The 24,355-nt window shown below is 71.6% G+C and carries 22 protein-coding genes; 11 read left to right on the top strand and 11 right to left on the bottom strand.

Features of this window, described 5'->3' with window-relative positions:
• The first annotated feature begins 13 nt into the window (after positions 1–13).
• The 3 genes from ACFWSK_RS23850 (at position 14) to ACFWSK_RS23840 (ending at position 4,303) form a co-directional block, all read left to right on the top strand.
• Positions 14–778, top strand: coding sequence for an ABC transporter ATP-binding protein (locus ACFWSK_RS23850; RefSeq protein WP_383789656.1), 765 nt, complete (start codon positions 14–16; stop codon positions 776–778).
• Complete coding sequence (locus ACFWSK_RS23845) at positions 775–3,627, top strand: FtsX-like permease family protein (protein WP_383789653.1); 2,853 nt, start codon at positions 775–777, stop codon at positions 3,625–3,627. The genes ACFWSK_RS23850 and ACFWSK_RS23845 overlap by 4 nt, the downstream gene beginning before the upstream one ends.
• A gap of 127 nt (positions 3,628–3,754) precedes the next feature.
• On the top strand, positions 3,755–4,303 hold the full coding sequence (locus tag ACFWSK_RS23840) for a bacterial proteasome activator family protein (RefSeq protein ID WP_328911193.1): 549 nt from the start codon (positions 3,755–3,757) through the stop codon (positions 4,301–4,303).
• Positions 4,304–4,420: 117 nt separating this feature from the next.
• Here ACFWSK_RS23840 and ACFWSK_RS23835 read toward each other — a convergent pair whose 3' ends face one another.
• The 7 genes from ACFWSK_RS23835 to pdhA all read right to left on the bottom strand — a co-directional run bounded on the left by ACFWSK_RS23835 (position 4,421) and on the right by pdhA (position 12,989).
• On the bottom strand, positions 4,421–5,407 hold the full coding sequence (locus ACFWSK_RS23835; protein WP_383789650.1) for an NAD(P)H-quinone oxidoreductase: 987 nt from the start codon (positions 5,405–5,407) through the stop codon (positions 4,421–4,423).
• Positions 5,408–5,478: 71 nt separating this feature from the next.
• Positions 5,479–6,618, bottom strand: coding sequence for a potassium channel family protein (locus ACFWSK_RS23830; RefSeq protein ID WP_383789647.1), 1,140 nt, complete (start codon positions 6,616–6,618; stop codon positions 5,479–5,481).
• On the bottom strand, positions 6,576–8,429 hold the full coding sequence (locus ACFWSK_RS23825; RefSeq protein WP_383789645.1) for a molybdopterin molybdotransferase MoeA: 1,854 nt from the start codon (positions 8,427–8,429) through the stop codon (positions 6,576–6,578). Before ACFWSK_RS23825 ends, ACFWSK_RS23830 begins: the two co-directional genes overlap by 43 nt.
• A complete protein-coding gene (locus tag ACFWSK_RS23820; protein ID WP_383789642.1) occupies positions 8,426–9,301 on the bottom strand; it encodes an NTP transferase domain-containing protein in 876 nt (291 codons plus the stop codon). The genes ACFWSK_RS23825 and ACFWSK_RS23820 overlap by 4 nt, the downstream gene beginning before the upstream one ends.
• A gap of 90 nt (positions 9,302–9,391) precedes the next feature.
• Entirely contained in the window at positions 9,392–10,801 is a 1,410-nt protein-coding gene (locus ACFWSK_RS23815) for a dihydrolipoamide acetyltransferase family protein (protein WP_383789639.1), read from the bottom strand.
• Entirely contained in the window at positions 10,801–11,832 is a 1,032-nt protein-coding gene (locus ACFWSK_RS23810; RefSeq protein ID WP_383789636.1) for an alpha-ketoacid dehydrogenase subunit beta, read from the bottom strand. Before ACFWSK_RS23810 ends, ACFWSK_RS23815 begins: the two co-directional genes overlap by 1 nt.
• A complete protein-coding gene (pdhA, locus tag ACFWSK_RS23805) occupies positions 11,829–12,989 on the bottom strand; it encodes a pyruvate dehydrogenase (acetyl-transferring) E1 component subunit alpha (protein ID WP_383789633.1) in 1,161 nt (386 codons plus the stop codon). Before pdhA ends, ACFWSK_RS23810 begins: the two co-directional genes overlap by 4 nt.
• A gap of 210 nt (positions 12,990–13,199) precedes the next feature.
• Between pdhA and ACFWSK_RS23800 the strand changes: the two genes are divergently transcribed.
• Positions 13,200–13,721 (top strand): Lrp/AsnC family transcriptional regulator, encoded by a 522-nt coding sequence (locus tag ACFWSK_RS23800; protein WP_383789630.1) that lies wholly within the window; start codon positions 13,200–13,202, stop codon positions 13,719–13,721.
• Positions 13,722–13,752: 31 nt separating this feature from the next.
• Here ACFWSK_RS23800 and ACFWSK_RS23795 read toward each other — a convergent pair whose 3' ends face one another.
• Positions 13,753–14,346 carry a TetR/AcrR family transcriptional regulator gene (locus ACFWSK_RS23795; protein ID WP_383789627.1) on the bottom strand — a complete coding sequence of 198 codons (594 nt, stop codon included), beginning with the start codon at positions 14,344–14,346 and terminating at the stop codon, positions 13,753–13,755.
• 123 nt (positions 14,347–14,469) lie between these two features.
• On the opposite strand from ACFWSK_RS23795, the gene paaN reads away from it, so the two are divergent.
• On the top strand, positions 14,470–16,170 hold the full coding sequence (gene paaN, locus ACFWSK_RS23790; RefSeq protein ID WP_383789624.1) for a phenylacetic acid degradation protein PaaN: 1,701 nt from the start codon (positions 14,470–14,472) through the stop codon (positions 16,168–16,170).
• Between the two features lie 163 nt (positions 16,171–16,333).
• Here the strand turns inward: paaN and ACFWSK_RS23785 are convergent, their stop codons facing one another.
• Genes ACFWSK_RS23785 through ACFWSK_RS23775 form a run of 3 tightly spaced genes read right to left on the bottom strand, consistent with a single transcriptional unit; the run spans position 16,334 to position 19,373 of the window.
• The gene (locus ACFWSK_RS23785) at positions 16,334–17,092 is read right to left on the bottom strand and encodes a TrmH family RNA methyltransferase (RefSeq protein WP_383789621.1); all 759 of its coding nucleotides are present in this window, start codon (positions 17,090–17,092) and stop codon (positions 16,334–16,336) included.
• Entirely contained in the window at positions 17,089–18,366 is a 1,278-nt protein-coding gene (locus ACFWSK_RS23780) for an HTTM domain-containing protein (RefSeq protein WP_383789688.1), read from the bottom strand. The genes ACFWSK_RS23785 and ACFWSK_RS23780 overlap by 4 nt, the downstream gene beginning before the upstream one ends.
• A gap of 14 nt (positions 18,367–18,380) precedes the next feature.
• The gene (locus ACFWSK_RS23775; RefSeq protein WP_383789618.1) at positions 18,381–19,373 is read right to left on the bottom strand and encodes a DUF5819 family protein; all 993 of its coding nucleotides are present in this window, start codon (positions 19,371–19,373) and stop codon (positions 18,381–18,383) included.
• Between the two features lie 115 nt (positions 19,374–19,488).
• On the opposite strand from ACFWSK_RS23775, the gene paaA reads away from it, so the two are divergent.
• The 6 genes from paaA (at position 19,489) to ACFWSK_RS23745 (ending at position 24,354) form a co-directional block, all read left to right on the top strand.
• On the top strand, positions 19,489–20,523 hold the full coding sequence (paaA, locus tag ACFWSK_RS23770; RefSeq protein WP_383789615.1) for a 1,2-phenylacetyl-CoA epoxidase subunit PaaA: 1,035 nt from the start codon (positions 19,489–19,491) through the stop codon (positions 20,521–20,523).
• A complete protein-coding gene (gene paaB / locus ACFWSK_RS23765) occupies positions 20,520–20,810 on the top strand; it encodes a 1,2-phenylacetyl-CoA epoxidase subunit PaaB (protein WP_069171673.1) in 291 nt (96 codons plus the stop codon). The genes paaA and paaB overlap by 4 nt, the downstream gene beginning before the upstream one ends.
• A complete protein-coding gene (gene paaC, locus ACFWSK_RS23760) occupies positions 20,807–21,508 on the top strand; it encodes a 1,2-phenylacetyl-CoA epoxidase subunit PaaC (RefSeq protein WP_383789612.1) in 702 nt (233 codons plus the stop codon). Before paaB ends, paaC begins: the two co-directional genes overlap by 4 nt.
• Positions 21,502–21,999, top strand: a complete 498-nt coding sequence (gene paaD, locus ACFWSK_RS23755; RefSeq protein ID WP_383789609.1) for a 1,2-phenylacetyl-CoA epoxidase subunit PaaD — start codon at positions 21,502–21,504, stop codon at positions 21,997–21,999. The genes paaC and paaD overlap by 7 nt, the downstream gene beginning before the upstream one ends.
• On the top strand, positions 22,000–23,052 hold the full coding sequence (locus ACFWSK_RS23750) for a 2Fe-2S iron-sulfur cluster-binding protein (RefSeq protein ID WP_383789606.1): 1,053 nt from the start codon (positions 22,000–22,002) through the stop codon (positions 23,050–23,052). It begins immediately after the preceding gene.
• Between the two features lie 123 nt (positions 23,053–23,175).
• Positions 23,176–24,354, top strand: a complete 1,179-nt coding sequence (locus ACFWSK_RS23745; protein WP_383789603.1) for an acyl-CoA dehydrogenase family protein — start codon at positions 23,176–23,178, stop codon at positions 24,352–24,354.
• Position 24,355: the final 1 nt, after the last annotated feature.

The raw sequence follows: 24,355 nt of genomic DNA, 5'->3' as shown, positions 1-24,355 counted from the left end.
GGGAACGCCCACCATGTCCTCGTCCGTCCCGTCCCCGTCCACCGGCCTGCCCGAGGACGCGCCCGTACTGGAGCTGAGAGCGCTGACGCGCACCCACGGCTCCGGCGTCGCCCAGGTCCACGCGCTGCGCGGGATCGACCTGTCCGTCCACACGGGTGAGCTCGTCGCCGTGATGGGACCCTCCGGTTCCGGGAAGTCCACCCTCCTGACGCTGGCCGGCGGGCTCGACACCGCGAGCAGCGGCCAGGTCGTCATCGAGGGCCAGGACATCGCCACGCTCGGACGCAAGGGCGTCGCCGCCCTCCGTCGCCGCAGCGTCGGCTACGTCTTCCAGGACTACAACCTGATCCCCGCCCTCACCGCCGCCGAGAACATCGCACTGCCCCGCGAACTCGACGGCGTCTCCCTCCGCACAGCACGCGAGGAAGCCTTTGCCGCGCTGGAGGAGATGAACCTCGGCGAGATCGCCGACCGCTTCCCCGACGAGATGTCCGGCGGCCAGCAGCAGCGCGTCGCCATCGCCCGCGCCCTGGTGGGGGACCGGCGTCTCGTGCTCGCCGACGAGCCCACCGGAGCGCTCGACTCCGAGACCGGCGAGACCGTTCTCGCCCTCCTCCGCAGCCGCTGCGACCAGGGCGCGGCCGGGGTGATGGTGACGCACGAACCGCGGTACGCGGCCTGGGCCGACCGGGTCGTGTTCCTCCGGGACGGCTCGATCGTCGACCAGACGGTCGTCTCCGGCGCCGACTCACTGCTCACCGCAGAGGGCGCCAAGTGAGCGTCTTCTCGGGGTGGCGCGCCGCCACCCGGATCGCCCGCCGGGACGCCATGCGGGCCAAGGGCCGCAGCGCGCTGGTGGTCGCGATGATCGCCCTGCCGGTCCTCGGCGTGACCGCCGCCGACGTGTCGTACCGCAGCTCCATGCCGACGGCTGCCGAGACCCTGACGGCCGCCGTGGGCTCGGCCGACGCCCGCTACAGCGACCCGGGCGTGAACGGGACCCCGATCGAGCAGATGCCCGACGCCACCAGCTGGGGCTCCCTGGACGAGTCCGGTCATCCCGCCCAGGGAGAGGAGCCCGAGCCGGTCGACGTCGCGGACCTGTTCCCCAAGGGCTCTCGCCACCTCACCGAGCGGTCGGTCCCCGCTGACGTCACCACCCGGCACGGCATCACCAGCACGGAGATCGTCGAGGTCCGCACCGCGGACCCGCTGGCCCGGGGCAGGATCGAGCTCGTGGACGGTGCCTTCCCGGACGGCGCGGACGAGATCGCCGCCACCGAGCCCTTCATGGAGTCGGCCGGGCTCGGCATCGGTTCCCGTGTCACGGTGCGCGGCCCCGGGAAGACGTACACCGTCACCGGCACCGTCGAACTGCCCCATGATCTGGGCAAGAAGGCGCTGTACGCCGATCCGGGCGCGGTCATCGCCGCGTGGCAGACCGCGTCGGACCGCGACGACGCGATCGTGCCACCTCAGCCCAGCAAGACCGAATGGCTGGTCAAGGGCGCGTCCGGAGTCGGCGTGGGCTGGCCGGACGTGCTCAGGGCCAATGAGAAGGGCGTCCTGGTGAAGTCCCGCCAGGTCGCCCTCGACCCGCCGCCGGACTCCGAGGTCCCGATGGCCGACAGCATGAGCGGCGGCAGCGCGGCCGAGACGAGCGCCGCGGTCGTCACCGTGGTCGCCCTGACCGTCCTGGAGATCGTGCTGCTCGCCGGACCGGCCTTCGCGGTCGGCGCACGCCGCTCGCGCAGGCAGCTCGGCCTGCTCGGTACGTGCGGCGGCGACCGGAGTCACGTCCGGGCCGTGGTGCTGGCCGGCGGCGCGGTGCTCGGCGGATTCGGCGCCGTGGCCGGTGTCGCCGCCGGTCTCGGGCTGACCGTCCTGTTCCGTCCGTTGATCGAGGGCTGGACCGGGAGCCGCTTCGGTGCGCTCGAGATCCGCCCCTGGGAGCTGCTGGCGATCGCCCTGATCGGCCTCGTCACCGGCATTCTGGCAGCGCTGGCCCCCGCGATCGTGGCAGGCCGCCAGTCCGTGCTGGAATCGCTCACCGGCCGCCGCGGAACGCGCGGGAGCTCCCGTGTACTGCCCGCCGTGGGATGTGTGACCCTGGCGGCCGGTGTGGCGATCGCCGTCTTCGGCGGCGCCACAGGTGCCACGGGGCTGGTCGCCGGCGGCTCGATCGTCGCCGAGCTCGGGGTGCTGGCCTGCATCCCGGTGATCGTCGGGTTCCTCGGCCGGCTCGGCTCCCGGCTGCCGCTCGCCCCGCGGATGGCGCTGCGCGACGCGGCCCGCAACCGGGGACGGACGGCACCCGCGGTCGCCGCCGTCATGGCCGCCGTCGCGGGCACCGTGGCCATCGCCACGTACCTGGCCAGTGTGACGTCCGAGCACGTGTACGACCACATCCCCATGCTCACCCCCGGCACGGTGGCGCTCGTGAACTCCGACCCCATGGAGGTCGGTCAGCTCCCCCTCGCCCGGGCCGCCGTCGAACAGAACGTGGCGGTCAGCGGCGGCCGTGCCGACTTCGGACGGGTCTGGGCCGGCTCCGACTGCTCCGTCTACTACGAGGAGGAGAACGGCTGCGGCACGATCGAGCTGGTCAAGCCGGCCGGCAAGGGCCACAGCTGCCCGCTTCAGGGAGCAGGAGCACGGAAACTCGCCGAAGGACTCTCCGCCGACGCGCACAAGGAGCTGATGAGCTCCCCCGCCTGCATCGACGAGCACATCCAGGCGTATTCGTTCGATTCGGGCGTCGCCAAGATCGTCGTGGGGGACGCTCCCGTGCTGACCTCGTACGCGAAGCTCGACGACCCCGCGGCGGCCAGGGCGCTGGCGGAGGGCACTCCCGTGCTGCTCAACCCGGCGTACGCGGACAACGGCCGGGTCACCCTCAAGGCCGTCCACACGTACAGCGAACACGACAGGGAAAACCGGAAACTGCACCCGGGCGAGGCCAGGACCACCACGGACCGGCTGAAGGTGTACGTCGCGCCCGCGAAGTACGCCGCCACCCCCGGAATCCGCATGATCCTGCCGCAGAAGGCCGCGGACCGGCTCGGACTGCACACCCAGGACTACGGCAGTTTCTACACCGTCGCCCACGCCCCGACGGACGCCGAGCAGCAGGCGGTATCGGCGGCGTTCGCGCAGGCAGGGGACTCCGCCTACCTTCAGGCGGAGTACGGGCCGGACTCCCAGGACGAGGATGTGGTCCTGCTGATCCTCGCGCTGTTCGCCGGTCTGGTGACCCTGGGTGCGGCCGCGATCGCCACCGGACTGGCCAGGGCGGACGCGGAGGCCGACCTCACCACGCTCAGCGCGGTCGGCGCGCCACCGGCCGTGCGGCGCACCCTCTCGGGCTTCCAGTGCCTGGTGGTCGCGCTCACGGGCGTACTGCTCGGGACGGCCGCCGGCCTCGTGCCAGCGGTGGCTCTGCGCCTGATCGATCTGCGCGAGGCGACGAAGGCCATGCGCCTGCAGCCGATGGATTCCGCGTACACACCGATCGTGCTGCCGTGGGTCACCATCGGACTGCTGGCCGTGGTCGTGCCGGTGCTCGCGGGTCTGCTGGCCGCCGCGTTCTCCGGTTCGAGGACGGTGCCGGCCCGGCGGGCAGCGTGAGTACGGTCCGTTGACCCGGACTCCCGGCTCGGCCGGCAAGGCTGTTTCGGTGCCCCCGGGGGTGGTGGATCAACCATTCCCGGGGGCACCACCCTGGTGTACTGCACGTGTGCGAGAGAATGGCGGCATGGAGATGCCGAGGAATGACCGGTCGCAGGAGCACCCCCAAGTCCTCGTAGTGGGGCAGGACGGAATGGCTATCGGCGGCGGTGACAGTGGCGACGAATCGCGCGAGGTCCCGGTGACGGAAATGGTCGAACAGCCCGCGAAAGTCATGCGCATCGGCAGCATGATCAAGCAGCTCCTGGAGGAGGTCAGGGCGGCTCCTCTCGATGAGGCGAGCCGGGTCAGGCTCAAGGAGATCCACGCCAGCTCCGTGAAGGAGCTGGAGGACGGGCTGGCGCCGGAACTGGTGGAGGAGCTGGAGCGGCTCTCCCTGCCGTTCACCGAGGAGTCGGTGCCGTCGGAGGCGGAACTGAGGATCGCGCAGGCTCAGCTGGTCGGCTGGCTGGAAGGGCTCTTCCACGGAATCCAGACGGCACTGTTCGCCCAGCAGATGGCGGCTCGCGCCCAGCTGGAGCAGATGCGCCGCGCTCTGCCGCCCGGTTCGGGCCACGAGGACGAGGAAGGCGGCTCGGACCCGCACGGACCGATCCGGTCCGGCCCGTACCTCTGAGCGCCGCAGGACCTCTGAGTACCGCAGGGGCCCGGTACACAACGTTCGGCGTTGTGTACCGGGCCCCTGCGTTTTCCGGCTGCTCCGGTGGTGGGAGTGCCCCTGGCGCCTGTTCGGTCACGCCGCTGTCGGGGCCATCAGGAGCACCTTGCCGACGTGCGTACTGGATTCCAGCACCCGGTGCGCCTCCGCGGCGTCCGCCATCGGCACCGTGCGGTCCACGACCGGCCGGACGACGCCACCGATGATCAGCGGCCAGACATGCTCGCGCACAGCGGCGATGATCGCCGCCTTCTCGGCGAGCGGACGCCCCCGCAGGGAGGTGGCCGTGACCGCGGCGCGCTTGTTCAGGAGCGCGCTCAGGTTCAGCTCGCCCTTTACGCCGCCCTGGAGGCCGATGATCGCGAGGCGACCGTTCACGGCGAGTGCCCGCACGTTCCGGTCCAGGTACTTCGCACCGACGATGTCGAGGATGACGTCGGCGCCCGCACCGTCCGTCGCCTTGTGGATCTCCTCGACGAAGTCCTGCTCGCGGTAGTCGATGAGGATGTCCGCCCCGAGCTCCGCGCAGCGCGCCAGCTTCTCGGGCCCGCCCGCGGTCACCGCGACGCGTGCGCCGACCGCCTTGGCCAGCTGGATGGCCATCGTGCCGATGCCGCTGGACCCGCCGTGCACCAGCAGGGTCTCGCCGGGGCGCAGATGAGCCACCATGAAGACGTTGGACCAGACGGTGGCCGTCACCTCGGGCAGCGCGGCGGCCATCGCCAGATCCACACCCGGTACGGGGAGGAGCTGTCCGGCCGGCACGGCGACCTTCTCCGCGTATCCGCCGCCCGAGAGCAGCCCGCACACCTCGTCGCCGACCGACCAGCCCGTGACGCCGGGGCCGAGCGCCGCGACGCGGCCCGCGCACTCAAGGCCGGGGTAGGGGGAGGCGCCGGGCGGCGGGTTGTAGAAGCCCTGCCGTTGCAGCACATCGGCGCGGTTGACCGCGCTGGACACGACCTCGACGAGGACCTCGCCCTCGCCTGGTACGGGATCGGGCACCTCGGCCCATACAAGCGCCTCGGGGCCACCGGGTTCGGGGATCGTGATCGCATACATGGCCGCGAGGCTACTCCGTGGGACGCGCACCGGCATTCGGCCGGCCCGGACCGCCTCCGGGGGCCGAAGCGCTATCGCAGCCCGTTCCCCTGCGGGGAGCCGCTCATCGGGGTGTGCGACGGGGAGGCGCGCACGATCGTGATGAGGCGGTCCGTCAGTTGCACTGGGCTGGCCGCCGGATCGTCGTACCCGAGCAACCGGTGGCCCCGCAGCACGCTGACGACCAGGTCCTCGACCTCCCGCACGTTCTTGCCCACCTCGGCCTTTATCACCGGCCGTTCGATCAGGTCGAGCCCGCTGCCCTGCTGGATCAGGTCCTCCATGACCGTGCCCGCGCTCGGGCTGAGCACGGAGAGACCGAGCAGCCGCCCGGCTGCGCTGGCGCTGGTGATCACCGCGTCGGCGCCGGACTGACGCAGCAGCGGCGCGTTCTCCTCCTCACGCACGGCGGCGACGATCTTCGCTCCGCGGTTGAGCTGGCGCGCCGTCAGCGCCACCAGGACGGCGGTGTCGTCGCGCTGGGTGGCGATGATGATCTGACGTGCCTTCTGGAGCTCGGCGCGCAGCAGCACATCACTGCGCGTCGCGTCGCCCAGCACGCCCACGAAGCCCTCGGCGTTGGCCGCCTCGATCACTTTCGAGGCAGGGTCGACGACGACGATCTGTTCCTTCTTCAGGCCCGTGCTGCAAAGCGTCAGGATCGCGGAGCGGCCCTTCGTGCCGAATCCGACGACCACGGTGTGTTCACGCAAGTTGCTTCTCCAACGGTTCAGCCGGAAGTCCTCCCGGGTCCGCTCCGTCAGGACCTCCAGGGTGGTGCCGACCAGGATGATCAGGAAGAGCACGCGCAGGGGCGTGACCAGGAGCACGTTGGTGAGCCGGGCGGCGTCGCCGTACGGGACGATGTCGCCGTAACCGGTGGTCGACAGCGTCACCGTCGCGTAGTAGATGGCGTCGAGGAAATCGACCCGGCCGTCGGCATTGTCGTGGTAATCGTTGCGGTCCACATAGACGATCAGGACCGTCGCGGCCAGCACCATCAGCGCCATCGCCAACCGCTTGGCGACCTGGCGCAGCGGTCGGTCCATGACCCGGCGAGGCAGCATCACCCGGGTGGGGACGACGTGCTCATCGGCGCGCCTGGCCATCGCATCATGGCCGGGAAGTTTCACGTGAAACACCCTTCCGTCCACGGCGTCGCCGAGGCCCACGGCAGATCGAGGATCTCCACCTCGGTGCCGGACCGTACCCCGCCGGGTGGCACAACTGCCAGCCCGTCAGCAGCGGCGATCCCCCGGAGCATGGCGGGACCGTTGTAGTGCAGGGGTACGACGTGGTCCAACCCGCCCCCGCGTGCCGCGCGATGGACGACGGGGACGAGCCGGGTGTCGTGCGGATGCCCCTGCACCTCGTCATGGACGAGCGCCCGGTACGGGGCCTGGGGCGGCCGCCCCGCGATGCCCCGCAGCAGAGGCTCGGCAAGCGTGAGCAGACCGGAGACGGCGGCCAAGGGGTTGCCGGGCAGCCCGACGACGTACGGCCCCTGGTAGGTGAGCCGGGCCAGCAGCATGGGGTGGCCGGGGCGCACATCGACACCGTCGATCAGCAGCTCGGCACCGACGTCGGCGAGGACCGGGTGGACGTGATCGACGGGACCGGCGGCCGTGCCGCCGGTGGTCACGACGAGGTCGGCGTCCGAGGTGGTGAGCGCGGCCCGCAGAGCGGCGGCATCGTCGCCGAGGCGGCGGGGCTCGCCGACCTCGGCACCCAGGGCCCGCAGCCAGGGGCCGAGCATGGGACCGAGCGCGTCCCGGATCAGCCCGTCGTGCGGGAGCCCGGTGGTGAGGAGTTCGTCGCCCAGGACGAGGACGTCGACACGGGGGCGGGGGACGGCGGCCACGGCGTCGTATCCGGCGGCGGCGGCCAGCCCGAGGACGGCCGGGGTCACCAGGGTCCCGGCGGGCAGGAGTTCGTCACCGGTCCGGCACTCCTGGCCGCGCGGCCTGATGTCCTGCCCGGGAACGACCTCGCGCTGCCCGTAGAGCAGCCCCTTCGCCTCATCGGTGTGCGCGTGCTCGTTGCGGATGACGGCAGTGGCATCTGCCGGAATGCGGGCTCCGGTGGCGATCCGTACCGCCTCGCCGTCCGGCAGCGCGGCAGGCGCACTGTGTCCGGCGAGGAGCCCTTCGCCCTCGCGGACGGTCCACGGACCCGGTCCGGCGACGACCCAGCCGTCCATGGCGGACGTGTCGAAGGACGGCAGATCGGTGAGCGCGTGGAGCGCCTCGGCCAGGACGTGCCCGAGCGCCCGGTCAAGGGGGAGCCGGTGCGCGGCGACCGGAACTTCACGGCCCATGCGCGCGGCCAGGGCGCGTGCGTCGCTCCAGGAGGTGGCCCGCGCACGCCGGGGGCGCGAGGGCTGCGACGAGGCGGAGGGGGAGCGCGGAGCGGAGGAGCGCGGGGCGGGGGTCTCCCGCTCCCCCGGATGAACCTCGTGGTCCGCCCGGTCGGGGCGGTCGGGCCGGTTGGGGGGGTGGGGGCGGTGCGATGCCACGAGAGCCAGAGCTTCCTCCACGGCCCGCTCGTCCTCCGGCGTCATCGCGGGAATCGAGGACGAACCGGGTGCGGACGCGGGGGAGGGCGGTTCGGGCGCGGGTGCGGGTGGTGCGGGTGCGGGCGGTGCAGGTGCGGGTGCGGGCGGTGCGGGCGCGGGTGCGGGTGGTGCGGGTGCGGGCGGTGCAGGTGCGGGTGGCGCGGGTGCGGGCGGTGCGGGTGCGGGCGCGGGTGCGGCGCCATCGGCGTGCCCGGGCTCCGGCGCAGACTCCCGCCCGGGGCTCGCGGCGGCCCCTGCGACGACCGCAGCGGCGCGCCGGGACGACGTGGCGCCCGGTGCCTGCGCGGCACTCGGGAACGCACTGGTGCCCGCGGGCCGCGTGGCCCTCGGGGACGGGGAGCCGGAGCCGTTGGTACCGGCGCCGGCACCAACGCCGGTACCGGCGCCGGTGCCGTGCTGCTCCGTCATTGTGGGTCGGCCTCGTTCGCTGTCCCCGCCTCCGCCTCCCAGCGGAGGGCGAGAGCGGCGGCCTTGCGGACGGCCTCGGCCACCGCGTCGGCCGCCGCTTCCGGTCCGTCACCACTGCTCGCCCTTGCCGCCGCGTACCCGACCAGGAAGGTCGTCAGAGGCGCGGCCGGGCGGGCGACGCCGTGCGCGGCGTCACGGGCGAGGTCGAGCAGGAGGCCGGTGTCGACGTCGAGGTCGATGCCGAGTTCGTTCTTGACTGCGGTGATCCATTCGTCCAGCACGGTCCCATGCTCCCTGATGCGCGCCCTGGCTGTGGCGATGTCTTCCCAGGTGTCGCAGTCGAAAGAGTCCAGCGGACCGGCCTCGACCCGGGCGAGATCCAGCTCGGTCGTCAGCAACCGCAGCGGCAGCCCGGCAAGGCTGCCGTGCTCGGTGGCCACGAGCGCGAGTTCACGACGCAGCGGCTCTGCCCGGTAGACCGCGACCAGCGGCTGGTCGCGCCCGCTGGGATCGGTGCACAGGGCGCCCTCCCGGCTCCCCTCCCCAGCGGCGTCCAGCAGCGCTCCGACGGTGGCCGCCCCGAGAAACGGCAGGTCGGCGGAGAGTACGAGCACGTGCTCGGCGGTCGTGTGGCGCACCCCGGCCCCGAGCGCCGCCAAGGGGCCTCCGCCGACCGGGACTTCTCGTGTCCAGGTCACGGGCCGCAGGGTCGGCCGACGGCCGCCCACCACCACAGTCGTCCCGGCTCCGGCGCACGCCGCGAGCACCCGGTCGAGCAGCGACCGGCCGCCGACCCGGACCCCGGGTTTATCGGCACCGCCGAGGCGTTTGGCGGCCCCTCCGGCAAGGACGATGGCGTCATAGGCGGTCATGCCCCGAGTATGCGTGCAGCCCGTTCCGGCCGATCCCCCAGGGACCGGGCGTTCATCGCCGCCCGGCCCCGTACATCCCTCGCCCCGACGTCACACGGTGCGCAACAGCACCGCCGGCTGTTCCACGCAGTCGGCCACATACCGGAGGAATCCGCCCGCCGTGCCGCCGTCGCACACCCGGTGGTCGAAGGTGAGCGAGAGCTGGACGACCTGGCGCACGGCCAGTTCGCCCCCGTGCACCCACGGCTTGGGCACGATCCGGCCGACGCCCAGCATCGCCGCCTCCGGGTGGTTGATGATCGGTGTCGAACCGTCGACTCCGAACACCCCGTAGTTGTTCAGCGTGAACGTCCCCCCGGTCAGCTCGGCCGGCGTGAGCGTCCCCGTACGGGCCGACTCCGTCAGCCGGGCGATCTCGGCACCGATCGACTCGACGTTCCGGGACTGCGCGTCCCGGACGACCGGCACGACCAGCCCGCGTTCCGTCTGTGCGGCGAACCCCAGATGGATGTCACGCAGCCGCACGATCTCCCGGGCGGCCGGGTCCACGGTCGAGTTGAGCTCGGGGAACTTGGCCAGGGCCGCCGTGCAGATACGGGCCAGCAGCGCGAGCACCGACACCTTGGGGCCCGCGGACGGGCCTCCGGCGCCGTTCATCGCCGCCCTGGCCGCCATCAGCTCGGTGGCGTCGGCGTCGACCCAGCACGTCGCGTCCGGGATCTCGTGCCTGCTGCGCGACAACTTGTCGGCCACCGCACCCCGTACCCCACGCAGCGGAATCCGCTCACCGGCAGCACCGAGCGCCGCCCGGGGCGCGCCGGCGAGGGGCGCCGTGACCGTCGCCGGGGCGGCAGCCACAGCCGTCCGCTCCGTCACGGCCCGGATCGTGGCCTCCACATCGGCGCGCAGGATCAGTCCGTCGCGCCCCGAACCCGTCACCTGGCGCAGATCGACGTCGTGCTGCCGGGCAAGCTTCCGCACGAGGGGCGAGACGACGGCCACGGGCCCCCGTACCTCTTCGGCCCGCACCTCTTCCGCCGCGGCTGCCGGCTCGGGCGTCGCGGACCGCACCGGCACCGGCTCGGGCGTCGTCGGCCGCGCCGACACCGGCTCGGGCCGGACCCTACGACGACGTGCCGCCGGCGCTCCCGTGCCGTAGCCCACCAGCACGTTGCCGGACGACTCGGCCTCGGCCGGCCCGGAACCAGCCGCCCCGGATCCCATGGCGGACACGGGCCCGGACCCGGAATCGGACGACCCGACGGCCACCGTCAGCAGCGGTGCCCCGACCGGGAGTTCCGTTCCCTCCTCGCCGAACCGCGCGGTCACCACACCCCCGTAGGGGCACGGCACCTCCACCATCGCCTTGGCCGTCTCGACCTCGACGACCGGCTGGTCGATGGCGACGACATCGCCCACCTCCACCAGCCAGCGCACGATCTCCGCCTCGGTCAGTCCCTCACCGAGGTCCGGCAGCTTGAATTCCAGCACTTGGGCCATCAGCTGTCCGCCTCCCACTGCAGACGTGCCACCGCGTCGAGCACCCGGTCCACACCCGGCAAATGGTGCCGCTCCAGCATCGGTGCCGGATACGGAATATCGAATCCGGCGACCCTCAGCACCGGCGCCTCCAGATGGTGGAAGCACCTCTCGGTGACCCGGGCGGCGATCTCCCCGCCGGGGCCGCCGAATCCGGAGGACTCGTGGACGACCACGGCCCGTCCTGTGCGCCGTACCGACGCGGCGACGGTCTCGTCGTCGAACGGCACCAGCGAGCGCAGGTCCACGACTTCGAGGTCCCAGCCCTCGGCCACCGCGGCCTCCGCCGCCTCCAGGCATACCGGCAGGGACGGCCCGTACGTGATGAGCGTCGCGCTGCGCCCGGAACGGCGTACGACAGCCCGCCCGATCGGCTCGACCGACACCGGTGCCTCGGGCGACCAGGCCGCCTTCGACCAGTACAGCCGCTTCGGCTCCAGGAAGATCACCGGGTCGTCGGAGGCGATCGAGGCCCTCAGCAGCCCGTACGCGTCATCGACCGTGGCCGGAGTGACGACGTGCAGGCCAGGGGTGGCCATGTAGTACGCCTCGGAGGAGTCGCTGTGGTGCTCGACCCCGCCGATCCCCCCGCCGTACGGCACCCGCACCGTGATCGGCAGCGGCATGGCTCCCCGGGTCCGGTTGCGCATCTTGGCGACGTGGCTGATCAGCTGCTCGAACGCCGGATAGGCGAAGGCGTCGAACTGCATCTCGACCACGGGCCGGAGCCCGTACATCGCCATTCCGACGGCCGCGCCGAGAATGCCCGCCTCGGCCAGCGGGGTGTCCGTACACCGGTCGTCGCCGAACTCCTTGGCCAGACCGTCGGTGATCCGGAAGACCCCGCCGAGCGTGCCGACGTCCTCACCGAGGACGTGCACCGAGGGGTCCTCGGCCATCGAGTCGCGCAGCGCACGCTGGAGGGCCTGCGCCATGGTGGCGGGCTTGGGCTTCCCCGTCTGCGTGCCGGGGACCGCCGCTGCGGTCGTCATCGCCGCTCCTCCGCGTCGTCGTCGTGCTGGTCGTGCTCGGCGTCCAGCTCGACTCGCAGGCGGGCAGCCTGCTCGCGCAGCTGCTCCGTCTGCTCCGCGTAGACGTGCGAGAAGAGGCTCATCGGGTCGAGCACCGCATCGGCGTTCATCCGCTCACGCAGTCCGGCGGCCATCACGTCCGCCGCCTCCTTCGCCGCCACGATGCCGTCCTCGTCCAGCAGTCCGCGCCCGGTCAGCTCCCGCTCCAGAAGCTGGATCGGGTCGTGCGCCCGCCATGCCTCGACCTCGCTGTCCACGCGGTACCGCGTGGCGTCGTCGGCGTTCGTATGGGCGTCCATGCGGTAGGTGACGGCCTCGACGAGCGTCGGACCCTCACCACGCCGGGCGCGGGCCACCGCCTCGCCGAGGACCTGGTGCACAGCGGCCGCGTCGTTGCCGTCGACCAGCCGGCCTGGCATCCCGTATCCCACGGCCTTGTGGGCCAGGGAGGGCGCCGCGGTCTGCTTGGCCAGCGGGACGGAGATCGCGAATCCGTTGTTCTGCACGAGGAAGACGACCGGGGCACGCCAGACAGCCGCGAAGTTCAGCGCCTCGTGGAAGTCACCCTCACTCGTACCGCCGTCGCCGACCATGGCGAGCGCGACCACGTCGTCGCCCTTGAGGCGCGCGGCGTGGGCCAGACCCACGGCGTGCGGCAGCTGAGTGGCGAGCGGGGTGCAGAGCGGGGCGATGCGGTGCTCGCGCGGGTCGTATCCGGTGTGCCGGTCGCCGCGCAGGAGAGTCAGGGCCTCGACGGGGTCGAGCCCGCGCGCCACGGCCGCGAGGGTGTCGCGGTAGCTGGGGAAGAGCCAGTCCTGCTCCTCCAGCACGAGCGCGGCCGCGATCTCGCATGCCTCCTGCCCGGTGCTCGACGGATAGACGGCGAGCCGGCCCTGCTTGGTCAGTGCCGTCGCCTGCGCGTTGTACCGGCGCCCGCGCACCAGCTCGGCGTAGAGGCGCAGCAGCAGACCGGGGTCCGCGTCGGCCGCGGCGTCCGTCCCGAGCACGCGGTACGGCTCGGGGTCCGGGAGCAGCGGCGCCGGGTCGGTGAGCGGCTTCCAGGCCGGGGGCGGCGTGGGCCGGTAGGCAGCCGCGCCGGGCAGCTCTTGGACCGTCATGAGAAGCACCTCCTGGCATCGAGGTATATCGAGGGTGTCGAAATATGTCGAAATGTCGAGGGGTAGGCGAGGCGCGGGTGTGGTGCGCCTCACCTACCGATTGTTCGGTCGCGGGGGCATTTTGGCTACAGGCACCGCCAGCCTGTGGACAAACGGTTCTCCACAGCCTGGGATAGAGGCAGGTCGTCCACAACAGGGAGGCACGGGGAGATGGCGTCTGAACAAATGGCCGAGAGGGGCGAGGACCTCGGCGCCGTTCCGCCCGCCAGGCCGCTCGATGCCATCGACCGCGACATCCTCCGCATCCTGCGGTCGGACGGCCGTGCCTCGATACGTTCGGTCGCCGACCGCGTCCACGTATCGCGCGCCAATGCCTACGCCCGCATCAACCGGCTCGTGGAAGACGGCGTGATCCGCGGGTTCAGCGCACGGGTGGACCACGAGCGGGCGGGGCAGGGCGCCTCCGCGTACATCACGCTCAAGATCGTGCAGAACTCGTGGCGCACGGTGCGCGAGCAGCTGCAGGCGCTTCCGGGGGCCACTCACATCGCGCTGGTCAGCGGCGACTTCGACGTACTGCTCCTGGTGCACACCCCCGACAACCGGGCCCTGCGGGAACTGGTCCTCACCAGGATTCAGGCCATCCCCGAGGTGCTGTCCACCCGGACCCTGCTGGTGTTCGAGGAAACCGACCTGGGCCCCGGCCCGGAACGCCCCACCGAACTCGCCTAGGGCCGGTCGCCGGATCAGGCCCTGGGGCCTGTCAGCGGGCGACCCGCATCCCCTCGAAGGCCAGCTGCACCACCGTGTCCGCCAGCTGCTCCGCCTCCGCGGAGCCACCGGGCTGCGGGCGGTACCACTCGACCAGGGAGTTCACCATCCCGAAGAGCAGCCGAGTGGCCAGGCGTATGTCCACGTCGGCGCGCAGATCGCCGTCCGCCACTGCCGCCTTGAGCAGCTCCGACACCCGCTGGTCGAACTCGCGCCGGCGCTCCAGCGCCCAGCGCTCGGTCTTCGTGTTGCCCCGCACGCGCAGCAGCAGCGTGACGTAGGGGAGCTCGGCCATCAGCACCTCGACGGTGCGGCGCGTGACGTACTCGACCCGCTCGATCGTGCGCCCCCGCGTCGCGCCGGACTCCTCCAGGATCGCGAAGAGTCCGTCGAGCGCCCGGCTGACGGCCCGCCTCAGCAGCTCTTCCTTGCCACTCACATGGTGGTAGATGGACGACTTGGAGATTCCGGCCGCCTTGGAGAGATGCTCCATGGAGGTGCCGTCGTAGCCGCGCTCGTTGAAGACACGAACGGCCACGGTGAGGAGCGTCTCAGGCGTGTACGTGTCCCGCTTGGCCGTAGTCATGCCCGCGATCCTCCCCCATGAGTTGTCCACAGGTTTCCCGGGGGCCCTTGCCCCGACCGATCGTTCGGTTACTCTAACTCCGTCCGCCCGTCCCTGCCCAGCTCGATGAGGAGTTGGTCCGTCATGGCCGCCGAGCTCTCCCCCCAGCAGCTGTCCGAGACCCATCGACCGACGCTCGACCAGGCTCTCGACGCCATTCGTACGCGCGCCTACTGGTCCCCGCACCCCGAGCACCCGAAGGCGTACGGCGAGGGCGGCGCCCCCGGCAGCCTGGGCCCGGCCGAGGGCAAGGCCGCGTTCGACGCCGTGCTGAATACCCGGCTCGACCTCGGCCAGCCCGGCACCGACGGATGGACGGGCGGCGAGACCTCGCCGTACGGGCCGGTGCTCGGCGTCGAGTATCCCCACGCCGATCTGGACGTCCTGCTGCCGGCCATGAGCGCGGGCGTGGGCGCGTGGCGCGAGGCCGGCCCGGAGACCAGGGCCCTGGTCTGCCTGGAGATCCTTTCCCGGATCAGCGCCCGCACCCACGAGCTGGCCCTCGCTGTGATGCACACCAGCGGGCAGGCGTTCCTGATGGCGTTCCAGGCGGGCGGCCCGCACGCCCAGGACCGCGGTCTGGAAGCGGTGGCGTACGCGTACGCGGAGCAGGTCCGTACGCCGCAGACCGCCGACTGGTCCAAGCCCCAGGGCAAGCGCGACCCGCTCCAGCTGAGCAAGTCGTTCACCCCGGTGGGCCGCGGCATCTCGCTGCTGATCGGCTGCAACACCTTCCCCACGTGGAACAGCTACCCGGGCATCTTCGCCTCCCTCGCCACCGGCAATCCTGTCCTGGTCAAGCCGCACCCCCGCGCGGTGCTTCCGCTCGCGCTCACGGTGCAGCTGGCGCGCGAGGTCCTCACCGAGGCCGGCTTCGACCCGAATCTGATCGCTCTGGCCGCCGAGCGGCCGGGCGAGGGCATCGCCAAGACCCTGGCGCTGCGCCCCGAGATCAAGATCATCGACTACACCGGCTCGACGGCCTTCGGTGACTGGCTGGAGACCAACGCCCGCCAGGCGCAGATCTACACGGAGAAGGCGGGCGTCAACACGGTCGTCGTCGACTCCACCGACGACTACCGCGGCATGCTGGCCAACCTGGCGTTCTCGCTCTCGCTCTACAGCGGCCAGATGTGCACCACCCCGCAGAACCTCCTGATCCCACGCGACGGCATCACGACGGACGCGGGCGACAAGTCGTACGAGGACGTGGTCACGGACATCGCGGCCGCCGTCACCGGCCTCCTGGGCGACGACGCCCGGGCCGGCGCCCTGCTCGGCGCCCTGGTCAACCCGGACGTGAAGGCCAGGGTGGACGGCGCCGCGGAACTGGGCGAGGTGGCCCTGCCCTCGCGGACGGTGGCCAACGCCGACTTCCCCGACGCGGTGGTCCGTACGCCGGTCATCGTCAAGCTCGACGGCACCAAGTCGGACGACGGCGCGGCCTATCTCTCGGAGTGCTTCGGGCCGGTCTCGTTCGCGGTCGCGGTCGATTCGACGGCGGACGCGCTGAGCCTCCTGCGGCGCACGATCCGCGAAAAGGGAGCGATGACGGTCGGCGCCTACACCACGTCACCGGAGGTCGAGCGCGAGGTGGAGACCGTCTGCTTCGAGGAGTCGGCCCAGCTCTCGCTGAACCTGACCGGCGGGGTGTACGTCAACCAGACGGCGGCGTTCTCCGACTTCCACGGCTCGGGCGGCAACCCGGCTGCGAACGCGGCACTGTGCGACGGCGCCTTCGTCGCCAACCGCTTCCGAGTGGTCGAGGTCCGCCGCCAGGCATGAGGGGCCCGGGGAAGCCGGCGCACACGAACGGCTTCCCCACCCACTCAGCCCCTCCGGCGTTTGAGGAGCGGGGGTCCCGGGGCAGCGCCCCCGGTTACGGGAAGGGGAGGAGTGGGGAAGGGCCAGCCGCAGGCCCCACGAACCGCCCGCCGCACCCGCCCGCTCAGCCCGCCGAACCCCCGGGCCCAGACCTGGCCGCGCCGGGCCCGGACCCGGCCCCCGTCCCCGGCGCCGGAATATCCGCATACCGCTGCACCCACGCATGCATGGCAATCGCCGCCGCAGCCCCCGCATTGATCGACCGCGTCGACCCGAACTGCGCGATGGAGCACACCATCGACGCGTGCTTGCGCGCCTCTTCCGTAAGCCCCGGCCCCTCCTGCCCGAACAGCAGCACGCAGCGCCGCGGCAGCTCGGTCCGCTCCAGCGGCACCGCGCCGGGCAGGTTGTCGATCCCGATGATCGGCAGCCCCTCGGCCGCCGCCCAGGCGGTCAGGCCGGCCGTGTCGGGGTGATGACGCACATGCTGGTAGCGGTCGGTGACCATCGCCCCCCGGCGGTTCCACCGCCGCCGCCCCACGATGTGGATCTCCTTCGCGAGGAAGGCGTTGGCGGTGCGCACCACCGACCCGATATTGAAGTCGTGGCCCCAGTTCTCCACCGCCACATGGAAGTCGTGCCGCCGCAGATCCAGGTCGGCGACGATCGCCTCCCGCGTCCAGTACCGGTACGCGTCGCCGACATTGCGGCGGTCTCCGTGGGCCAGCAGCTCGGGGTCGTACCGCTCACCCTCGGGCCACGGCAGCGGATGCGGCCCGACGCCGATCTCCGGCCCGTATCCGTCGTCGTACTGGACCGGTTCCGCCGCCGGGTCGGAGGCCACATTCGAAGGGGGCTCTGTACTGCCGTTCTCGCTGCTCACCCGACGAGCGTATGGCCCCCGCCGCCACTGTGCTGCGGGACCTCCCCCTCGCCCTCCTCGGCCTCGGCCCGCCCCCGGTCGGGCAGAGGGCCCGGGCCCTGGCGCGCACGACGGGAGAAGAGCCGTTCCCGCGTGAGCGTGACCCGGCCACCCAGCCACACCAGGAAGACCGTCGGCAGGAACACCGCGTCCGCGGCGATCATCGCCATCGAGAAGAAGGGCAGGCCGAGCAGCAGGGCGATTCCGGCGTGCTCCCCGATCATGGCTACCAGCAGCACGTTCTTGACGCGCCGGTTGAACAGGGTGAACGGGAAGGCGACCTGCACGAGGACGGTGCCGTACGTCAGCACCATCACCACCAGGCCGCTGGACGCGAGGAGGTCCGAGAGCCCGGGCCACGGGGTGAAGTAGTCGAGCTTGAGCGGGTAGTAGAGCGCCGTCCCGTCCTGCCAGCGCGAGCCCTGGATCTTGTACCAGCCGGCCGTCGCGTAGATCAGACAGACCTCGGCCATGATCACGACGAGCGTGGCGTTGTGGACGAGGTTGGCCAGGACATCGAGCAGCGTCCGCGGCTCCCCGTCCGGTGCGAAGCGGTTCGCGGCCCACCAGGCACCGTTGCCCACCCACAGCACCCACAGCAGGGCCGGCAGCCACCAGGTGCCACCGAGGCCGCCCGTGAGCGTGGCCCCGAGCAGTACGGACCCGAGCACGGCCCAGAGCAGCGGGCCCGCCACGTCCCGCACCGGCCCGAGTCCGTCCGCCGCGCGTGCGGCATTGCGCGCCGCACGCCGCGCGTCCAGCGACCACACCTGTGCGCAGCGGGTCAGTACGAGATAGATCGCCATCAGGTGGATGACGTTGTCCCCGCCGTCGCCCATGAAGATGCTGCGGTTCTGCAGGGACAGCACGCCCACCATGAAGAGGACGGACATGGTCCGGCTGCGCCAGCCGACCATCAGAAGCGCGGCCGACACCAGCGCGAGCGCGTACACGCTCTCGAACCACACCGTGCCGTCGGACCACATGAGCACCGTGAAAGCGCCGTTGTTACCTATGAGCTGCTCCGCCATGCCCCACTGCCACGGGCCCTCGGGGCCGTACATCTCGTGGCGGTGCGGGAACTCGCGCAACAGGAACAGCAGGTACGTGGCGGAGAAGCCGATCCGGATGACAGCGCTCTGGTACGGGCCCAGGGCCGCCGACGTGATGCGCTGGATCCCGCGGGCGAGCTTGTCGGCGGGCCGGGAGCCGGAATTCCGGCCGCCGTCCCGCACATCGGTGGAGGTGCTCACTTGTCCGTCTCCTCACCCTGCGACGCCCGCGCCGCCGCGTCGTTCTCCGGCAGATCGGCGGAGGTGATGGTCCACCAGGGGAGCACGCGGTAGTTGGGCCGGGTGTTGATCTTCTCCTCGCTCCATGCCGGTGCCGGGACGGAGCGTACGGCGGAGCGGACCTGAATGCGCTCGACCGTGCCGCCGTAGTCGTGCTCGCTCAGACGCAGCATCACGATCCGACGGATGTAGCGCTCGGAAAGATCGCCGCGCATGCCGTTGGAACGGTTCTCGCTGTCGTGGGAGTTCAGGTAGAAGTCCCAGCCGCGGCGGAGCTCGTTCTGATCGACGTGACTCGGGAGGAGGTTGCCGCGTATCGCCTCGCCGTCCTCACCGGACAGGCTCATCCATGGGGTGGTGCGACGGCCGTCTGCACCTGCCACGTCGGCGCGAACGTGTACGGCGATGTTCTGCTGAAGCGGATTGGGAGCGAAGAGCTTCCAGTTCTGCTCGAACTCCGGATAGACCCAGTCGTCTATCGCCTCGCTGTGCTGCTTCGTCAGGGTGTTGGACGGCGCGACGTGCAGAAACACCATGGCCAGGTGGATGGCGGCGAGCACCCCGATGACGGACAGCGCCAGGGCGGCGACGACCTGGTACGAGCGCGAGAGCCCGGCTATCCCGCTTCTCGGGACGCCGGCTGTTCCGTGGAGATCGTCCCCTCCGCCGTCCGCGTCCGCGTCCGCGTCCCGCGAGGCAGCGGCTTCGGCATCCGCCGAGGCGTGGGGTGACACTTCCCGCCCCACGTCCTTGAGGCCGGCCTGACCACCCGCGTCCTGCCGGGGGACCCGGCCACCCGGCTCACCGGTGTCCCGGCCCGAGATCTCGTCTCCGCCCTGGTCGGTCCCGGTGTCCGTACCGCCGTTCGGCCCGTCCGCCTGTCGGCTCACCGCCTCCGGCCAGGCGACCTTCCGCTCGCTGTCGGCGCCCCCGCCGTGGTCCGCAACCATCCCGCCCCGATCACCGTCGATCACACCTCGGTTATCCACAGGGTTGACACCCTACGGGCCGCCGACTCACCATTGAAGTCATTGAACCGAACGATCGGTCGGTAGGGAGCCCGGGATGGCGGCAGTGACTGCGGACCAGCAGAAGCACAGGGCGGCAGGCGCGGCGGACACAGCGCAGGACGCGGCCCGCACGGCGGTGTTCGACGCGGCGGTGGCGGCGGACGACCGGATCGAGCCGCGCGACTGGATGCCGGAGGCGTACCGGGCCTCACTGGTCCGCCAGATGGCCCAGCACGCCCACTCGGAAATCATCGGCATGCAGCCCGAGGCCAACTGGATCACGCGTGCGCCCTCGCTGCGCCGCAAGGCGATCCTGATGGCCAAGGTCCAGGACGAGGCGGGACACGGGCTGTATCTCTACAGCGCCGCCGAGACCCTGGGCACGAGCCGTGAGGAGCTGCTCGACAAGCTCCACGCCGGGCGCCAGCGCTATTCGTCGATCTTCAACTATCCGACGCTGACCTGGGCGGACGTCGGAGCGATCGGCTGGCTGGTGGACGGCGCCGCGATCACCAACCAGGTGCCTCTCTGCCGCTGCTCCTACGGTCCGTACGCCCGCGCGATGGTCCGGATCTGCAAGGAGGAGTCCTTCCATCAGCGCCAGGGCTACGAGCTGCTGCTCGCCCTCAGCCGTGGGACCCCGGCCCAGCACGAGATGGCGCAGGACGCGGTGAACCGCTGGTGGTGGCCGTCCCTGATGATGTTCGGCCCGCCGGACGACGCGTCGGCGCACTCCGAGCAGTCGATGGCCTGGAAGATCAAGCGGCACTCCAACGACGAGCTGCGCCGACGCTTCGTGGACATCTGTGTCCCCCAGGCCGAAGCGCTCGGGCTCACCCTCCCCGACCCGGACATCCGGTGGAACGAGGAGCTGGGCCGGCACGACTTCGGGGACATCGACTGGACGGAGTTCCAGGAGGTCCTCAAGGGCAACGGCCCCTGCAACGAGCAGCGCCTCGCCCAGCGGCGCACAGCGCACGAAGAGGGCGCCTGGGTCCGCGACGCGGCGGCGGCGTACGCCACGAAACACACGACAGGACGGCCCGGGCCCACCGGAACGACCACACAGCCCGGGGAGGCGACGGCATGAGCAGCTCGACCGACTGGCCGCTGTGGGAGGTGTTCGTGCGCTCACGGCGCGGACTGTCCCACACCCACGCAGGCAGCCTGCACGCCCCGGACGCCGAAATGGCTCTGCGCAACGCACGCGACCTGTACACCCGCCGCTCCGAGGGCGTCTCCCTCTGGGTGGTGCCGTCGACGGCGATCACTGCCTCGTCGCCGGACGAGAAGGACTCGTTCTTCGAACCGGCCGGCGACAAGCCCTACCGGCACCCCACGTTCTACGAGATCCCGGAAGGGGTGAAGCACCTGTGACCGCGGCCCTCGCCCTCGGCGACGACGCGCTGGTGCTCTCGCACCGGCTGGGAGAGTGGGCAGGCCACGCCCCCGTGCTGGAAGAGGAAGTGGCGCTCGCCAACATCGCCCTGGACCTGCTGGGACAGGCACGCGTTCTGCTGTCGCTCGTCGGCGACGAGGACGAGCTGGCCTATCTCCGTGAGGAGCGGGCCTTCCGCAACGTCCAGCTGGTCGAGCAGCCCAACGGCGACTTCGCGCACACCATCGCCCGGCAGCTCTACTTCTCCGTCTACCAGCACCTGCTGTACGAACGGCTGGCGGCCGGTGACGGCGCCTTCGCGGACCTCGCCGCGAAGGCGGTCAAGGAGGTCGCTTACCACCGCGACCATGCCGAGCAGTGGACCCTGCGCCTCGGCGACGGCACGGCCGAGAGCCACGAGCGCATGCAGAGCGGACTGGACGTACTGTGGCGCTTCACCGGCGAGCTCTTCCAGCCCGTCGAGGGCATCGGCATCGACTGGCGGGCGCTCCAGGCCGGCTGGCTCGCCGCCGTGACGGACGTGGTGGAGCGGGCCACCCTCACCATCCCGGCCGGACGGCAGTCGGGGGGCTGGCAGGCCGGGGCCGGACGGCAGGGACTGCACACCGAGCCTTTCGGCAGGATGATCGCCGAGATGCAGCACCTGCACCGCAGCCACCCGGGGGCGTCATGGTGACCGAGACCCGCCTGGAAGCGGAGCTGCACAGGCTCGCGGGCGCGGTTCCCGACCCCGAGCTTCCCGTACTGACCCTGCAGGAGCTCGGCGTGCTCCGCGGTGTCCGGATGGACGGCCCCGACAGCGTCACGGTGCGGCTCACCCCGACGTACACGGGCTGCCCGGCGATCGAGACCATGTCCGCCGACATCGAGCGGGTGCTGCACGACCACGGAATGAAGGACGTCTCGGTCGTCACCGTCCTCGCCCCGGCCTGGTCGACGGACGACATCAGCGACGAGGGACGGCGCAAGCTCTCGGAGTTCGGTATCGCACCCCCGCGGCCGCAGGGCGGCCCGGACGGGCCGGTGCCGCTGACCCTGGCGGTGCGCTGCCCGAACTGCGGGTCGACCGACACGGAACTGCTGAGCCGGTTCTCCTCCACCGCGTGCAAGGCGCTGCGCCGCTGCGTGGCCTGCCGCGAGCCGTTCGACCACTTCAAGGAGTTGTAGATGTTCCATCCGCTCCGGGTCAGCGCGATCGAACGGATCACGGACGATGCGGTGGCCGTCACCTTCGCCGTGCCACCCGAACTGCGCGAGACCTTCCGCCACGCCCCGGGCCAGCACCTCAACGTGCGCTACAGCCTCGACGGCCAGGAGATCCGCCGGTCGTACTCGATCTGCGCGCCCGCCGTCGAGGCACCGGACGACCCGGTGCTGCGCGTGGGTATCCGCATGGTCGACGGAGGGGCGTTCTCCACGTACGCCCTCAAGGAACTGGCCGTCGGTGACCAGGTGGAGGCGATGCCCCCGATGGGCCGCTTCGTGCTCCGGCCTCGGCCGGGCTTCTTCGCCGCGGTCGTCGGCGGCAGCGGCATCACGCCGGTGCTGTCGATCGCGTCGACGCTGCTGGCCCGCGAACCCGAGTCCCGCTTCTGCCTGATCCGCAGCGACCGGACCGCCGCCTCGACGATGTTCCTCGACGAGGTGGCGGACCTCAAGGACCGTTACCCGGACCGGTTCCAGCTGGTCACCGCCCTCTCCCGGGAGGAGCAGGCAGCCGGTCTTCCCTCCGGCCGTCTGGACCGCGAGCGGCTCACCGGCCTGCTGCCGGCGCTGCTTTCCGTCGCGGACGTGGACGGCTGGTTCCTCTGCGGGCCGCTGGGTCTGGTGCAGGGGGCGGACAAGGCGCTGCGGGAACTGGGCGTCGACCGGTCCCGCATCCACCAGGAGATCTTCCACGTCGAGGACAGCCCGGCCCCCGCCACGCGCATCGAAGCGCCCACGGACAGCACCCTCACCGCGACCCTCCACGGCCGTTCGGGGAGCTGGCCGGTGCAGAAAGCGGAATCGCTTCTGGAGACGGTGCTGCGCAGCCGAGCGGACGCCCCGTACGCATGCAAGGGCGGGGTGTGCGGCACGTGCCGCGCGTTCCTCGTATCGGGTGAGGTCCGGATGGACCGCAATTTCGCGCTGGAGCCGGAGGAGACCGAGGCCGGCTTCGTCCTGGCCTGCCAGTCGCACCCGGTCACCCCGGAGGTGGAGCTCGACTTCGACCGCTGACGGTCCGGCCCTCAGTACCGCCCTGTTCCCTTCTCCTAGAACCTGTTCTATGTTGACGAGCCGTCAGGTCCGGCTGCGGGCCCATCGGTTCACGGACACTACGGTTCGCGGGAGGCCGGGACAGTGGACTTCACCTTCACCGAGGAACAGCAGGCAGCCGTCGAGGCGGCGACATCGGTCTTCGCAGGAGTCGCACCCGACGGTGTCCCCAGCCCGGCCCTGACCCCGGGGGCGGTGGCCGAGGACATGGACCGGCCGCTCTGGGCCGGGCTCGCCCGCACCGATCTGCTGAGCCTCACGCTGGCCCCGGAGCGCGGCGGGGCCGGGCTCGACCTGGTCGCGCTCTGCCTGGTGCTGCGCGAGTCGGCCAGGGTGCTGGCCCGGGTTCCCTTGCTGGAGGCATGCGCGGTCGCCATGACCGTTCAGCGGTACGGCGACGCCGCACTGGCGGCGGAGCTGCTGCCGAAGTTCGGCCGGGGCGAGCTGGTCCTCACCGTCGGCGCCAACGGCCGCACCGGGCACGACCCGGCAGAGCTCGCCGTCGTGGCCCGCCGAGCCCCGCGGATCGGGGCGGAGACCACAGCTGGGGCAGGGGCCGAGGCCGAAGGCGAGTGGGTGCTCGACGGGGTGCAGTCAGCGGTGCCGTGGGCCCAGTGCGCGGACTGGATCGCGGTGCCCGCCCACACAGGGGAGGGACAGGCCGTCCTCGCCCTGGTCCGCCGGACGCACGACGGCGTCGGTCTCGCCGAGCAGGTCTCCACCAACGGCGAGCGTTACGCCGAGGTCAGCCTCGACTCGGTCCGCATCGACGACCGTGAGCTGATCGAAGCCGCAGGCGCCTGGGAATGGCTGCGCGACCTCCTCACGACCGGGACCTGCGCCCTGGCCCTCGGTCTGGGAGAGAGCGTGCTCGCCATGACGAGCGCCTACACGGGCAAGCGGGAACAGTTCGGTTCTCCCGTGGCCACGTTCCAGGCCGTCGCCGTACAGACCGCCGACCGGTACATCGATCTGCGCGCCATGGAAGTGACCCTCTGGCAGGCGGCCTGGCGGATCTCCACCGGAGCCGACGGAGCCCTGCCCGCCGCGGGCGACATCGCCGTGGCGAAGATCTGGGCATCGGAAGGCGTACGCCGCGTCGTGCAGACGGCACAGCACCTGCACGGTGGTATCGGCGCCGACACGGACTACCCCCTGCACCGCTTCCACGCCTGGGCGAAGCAGATCGAGCTCTCGCTGGGGCCGGCGGCCGCCCATGAGGAGGCACTGGGCGACCTGCTGGCCGCCCACCCCCTCGGCTGAT

Origin of the sequence: Streptomyces sp. NPDC058620, from assembly GCF_042717135.1 — a bacterium.
GTDB lineage: Bacteria > Actinomycetota > Actinomycetes > Streptomycetales > Streptomycetaceae > Streptomyces.
This window is presented reverse-complemented; position numbering and strand designations above follow the sequence as displayed.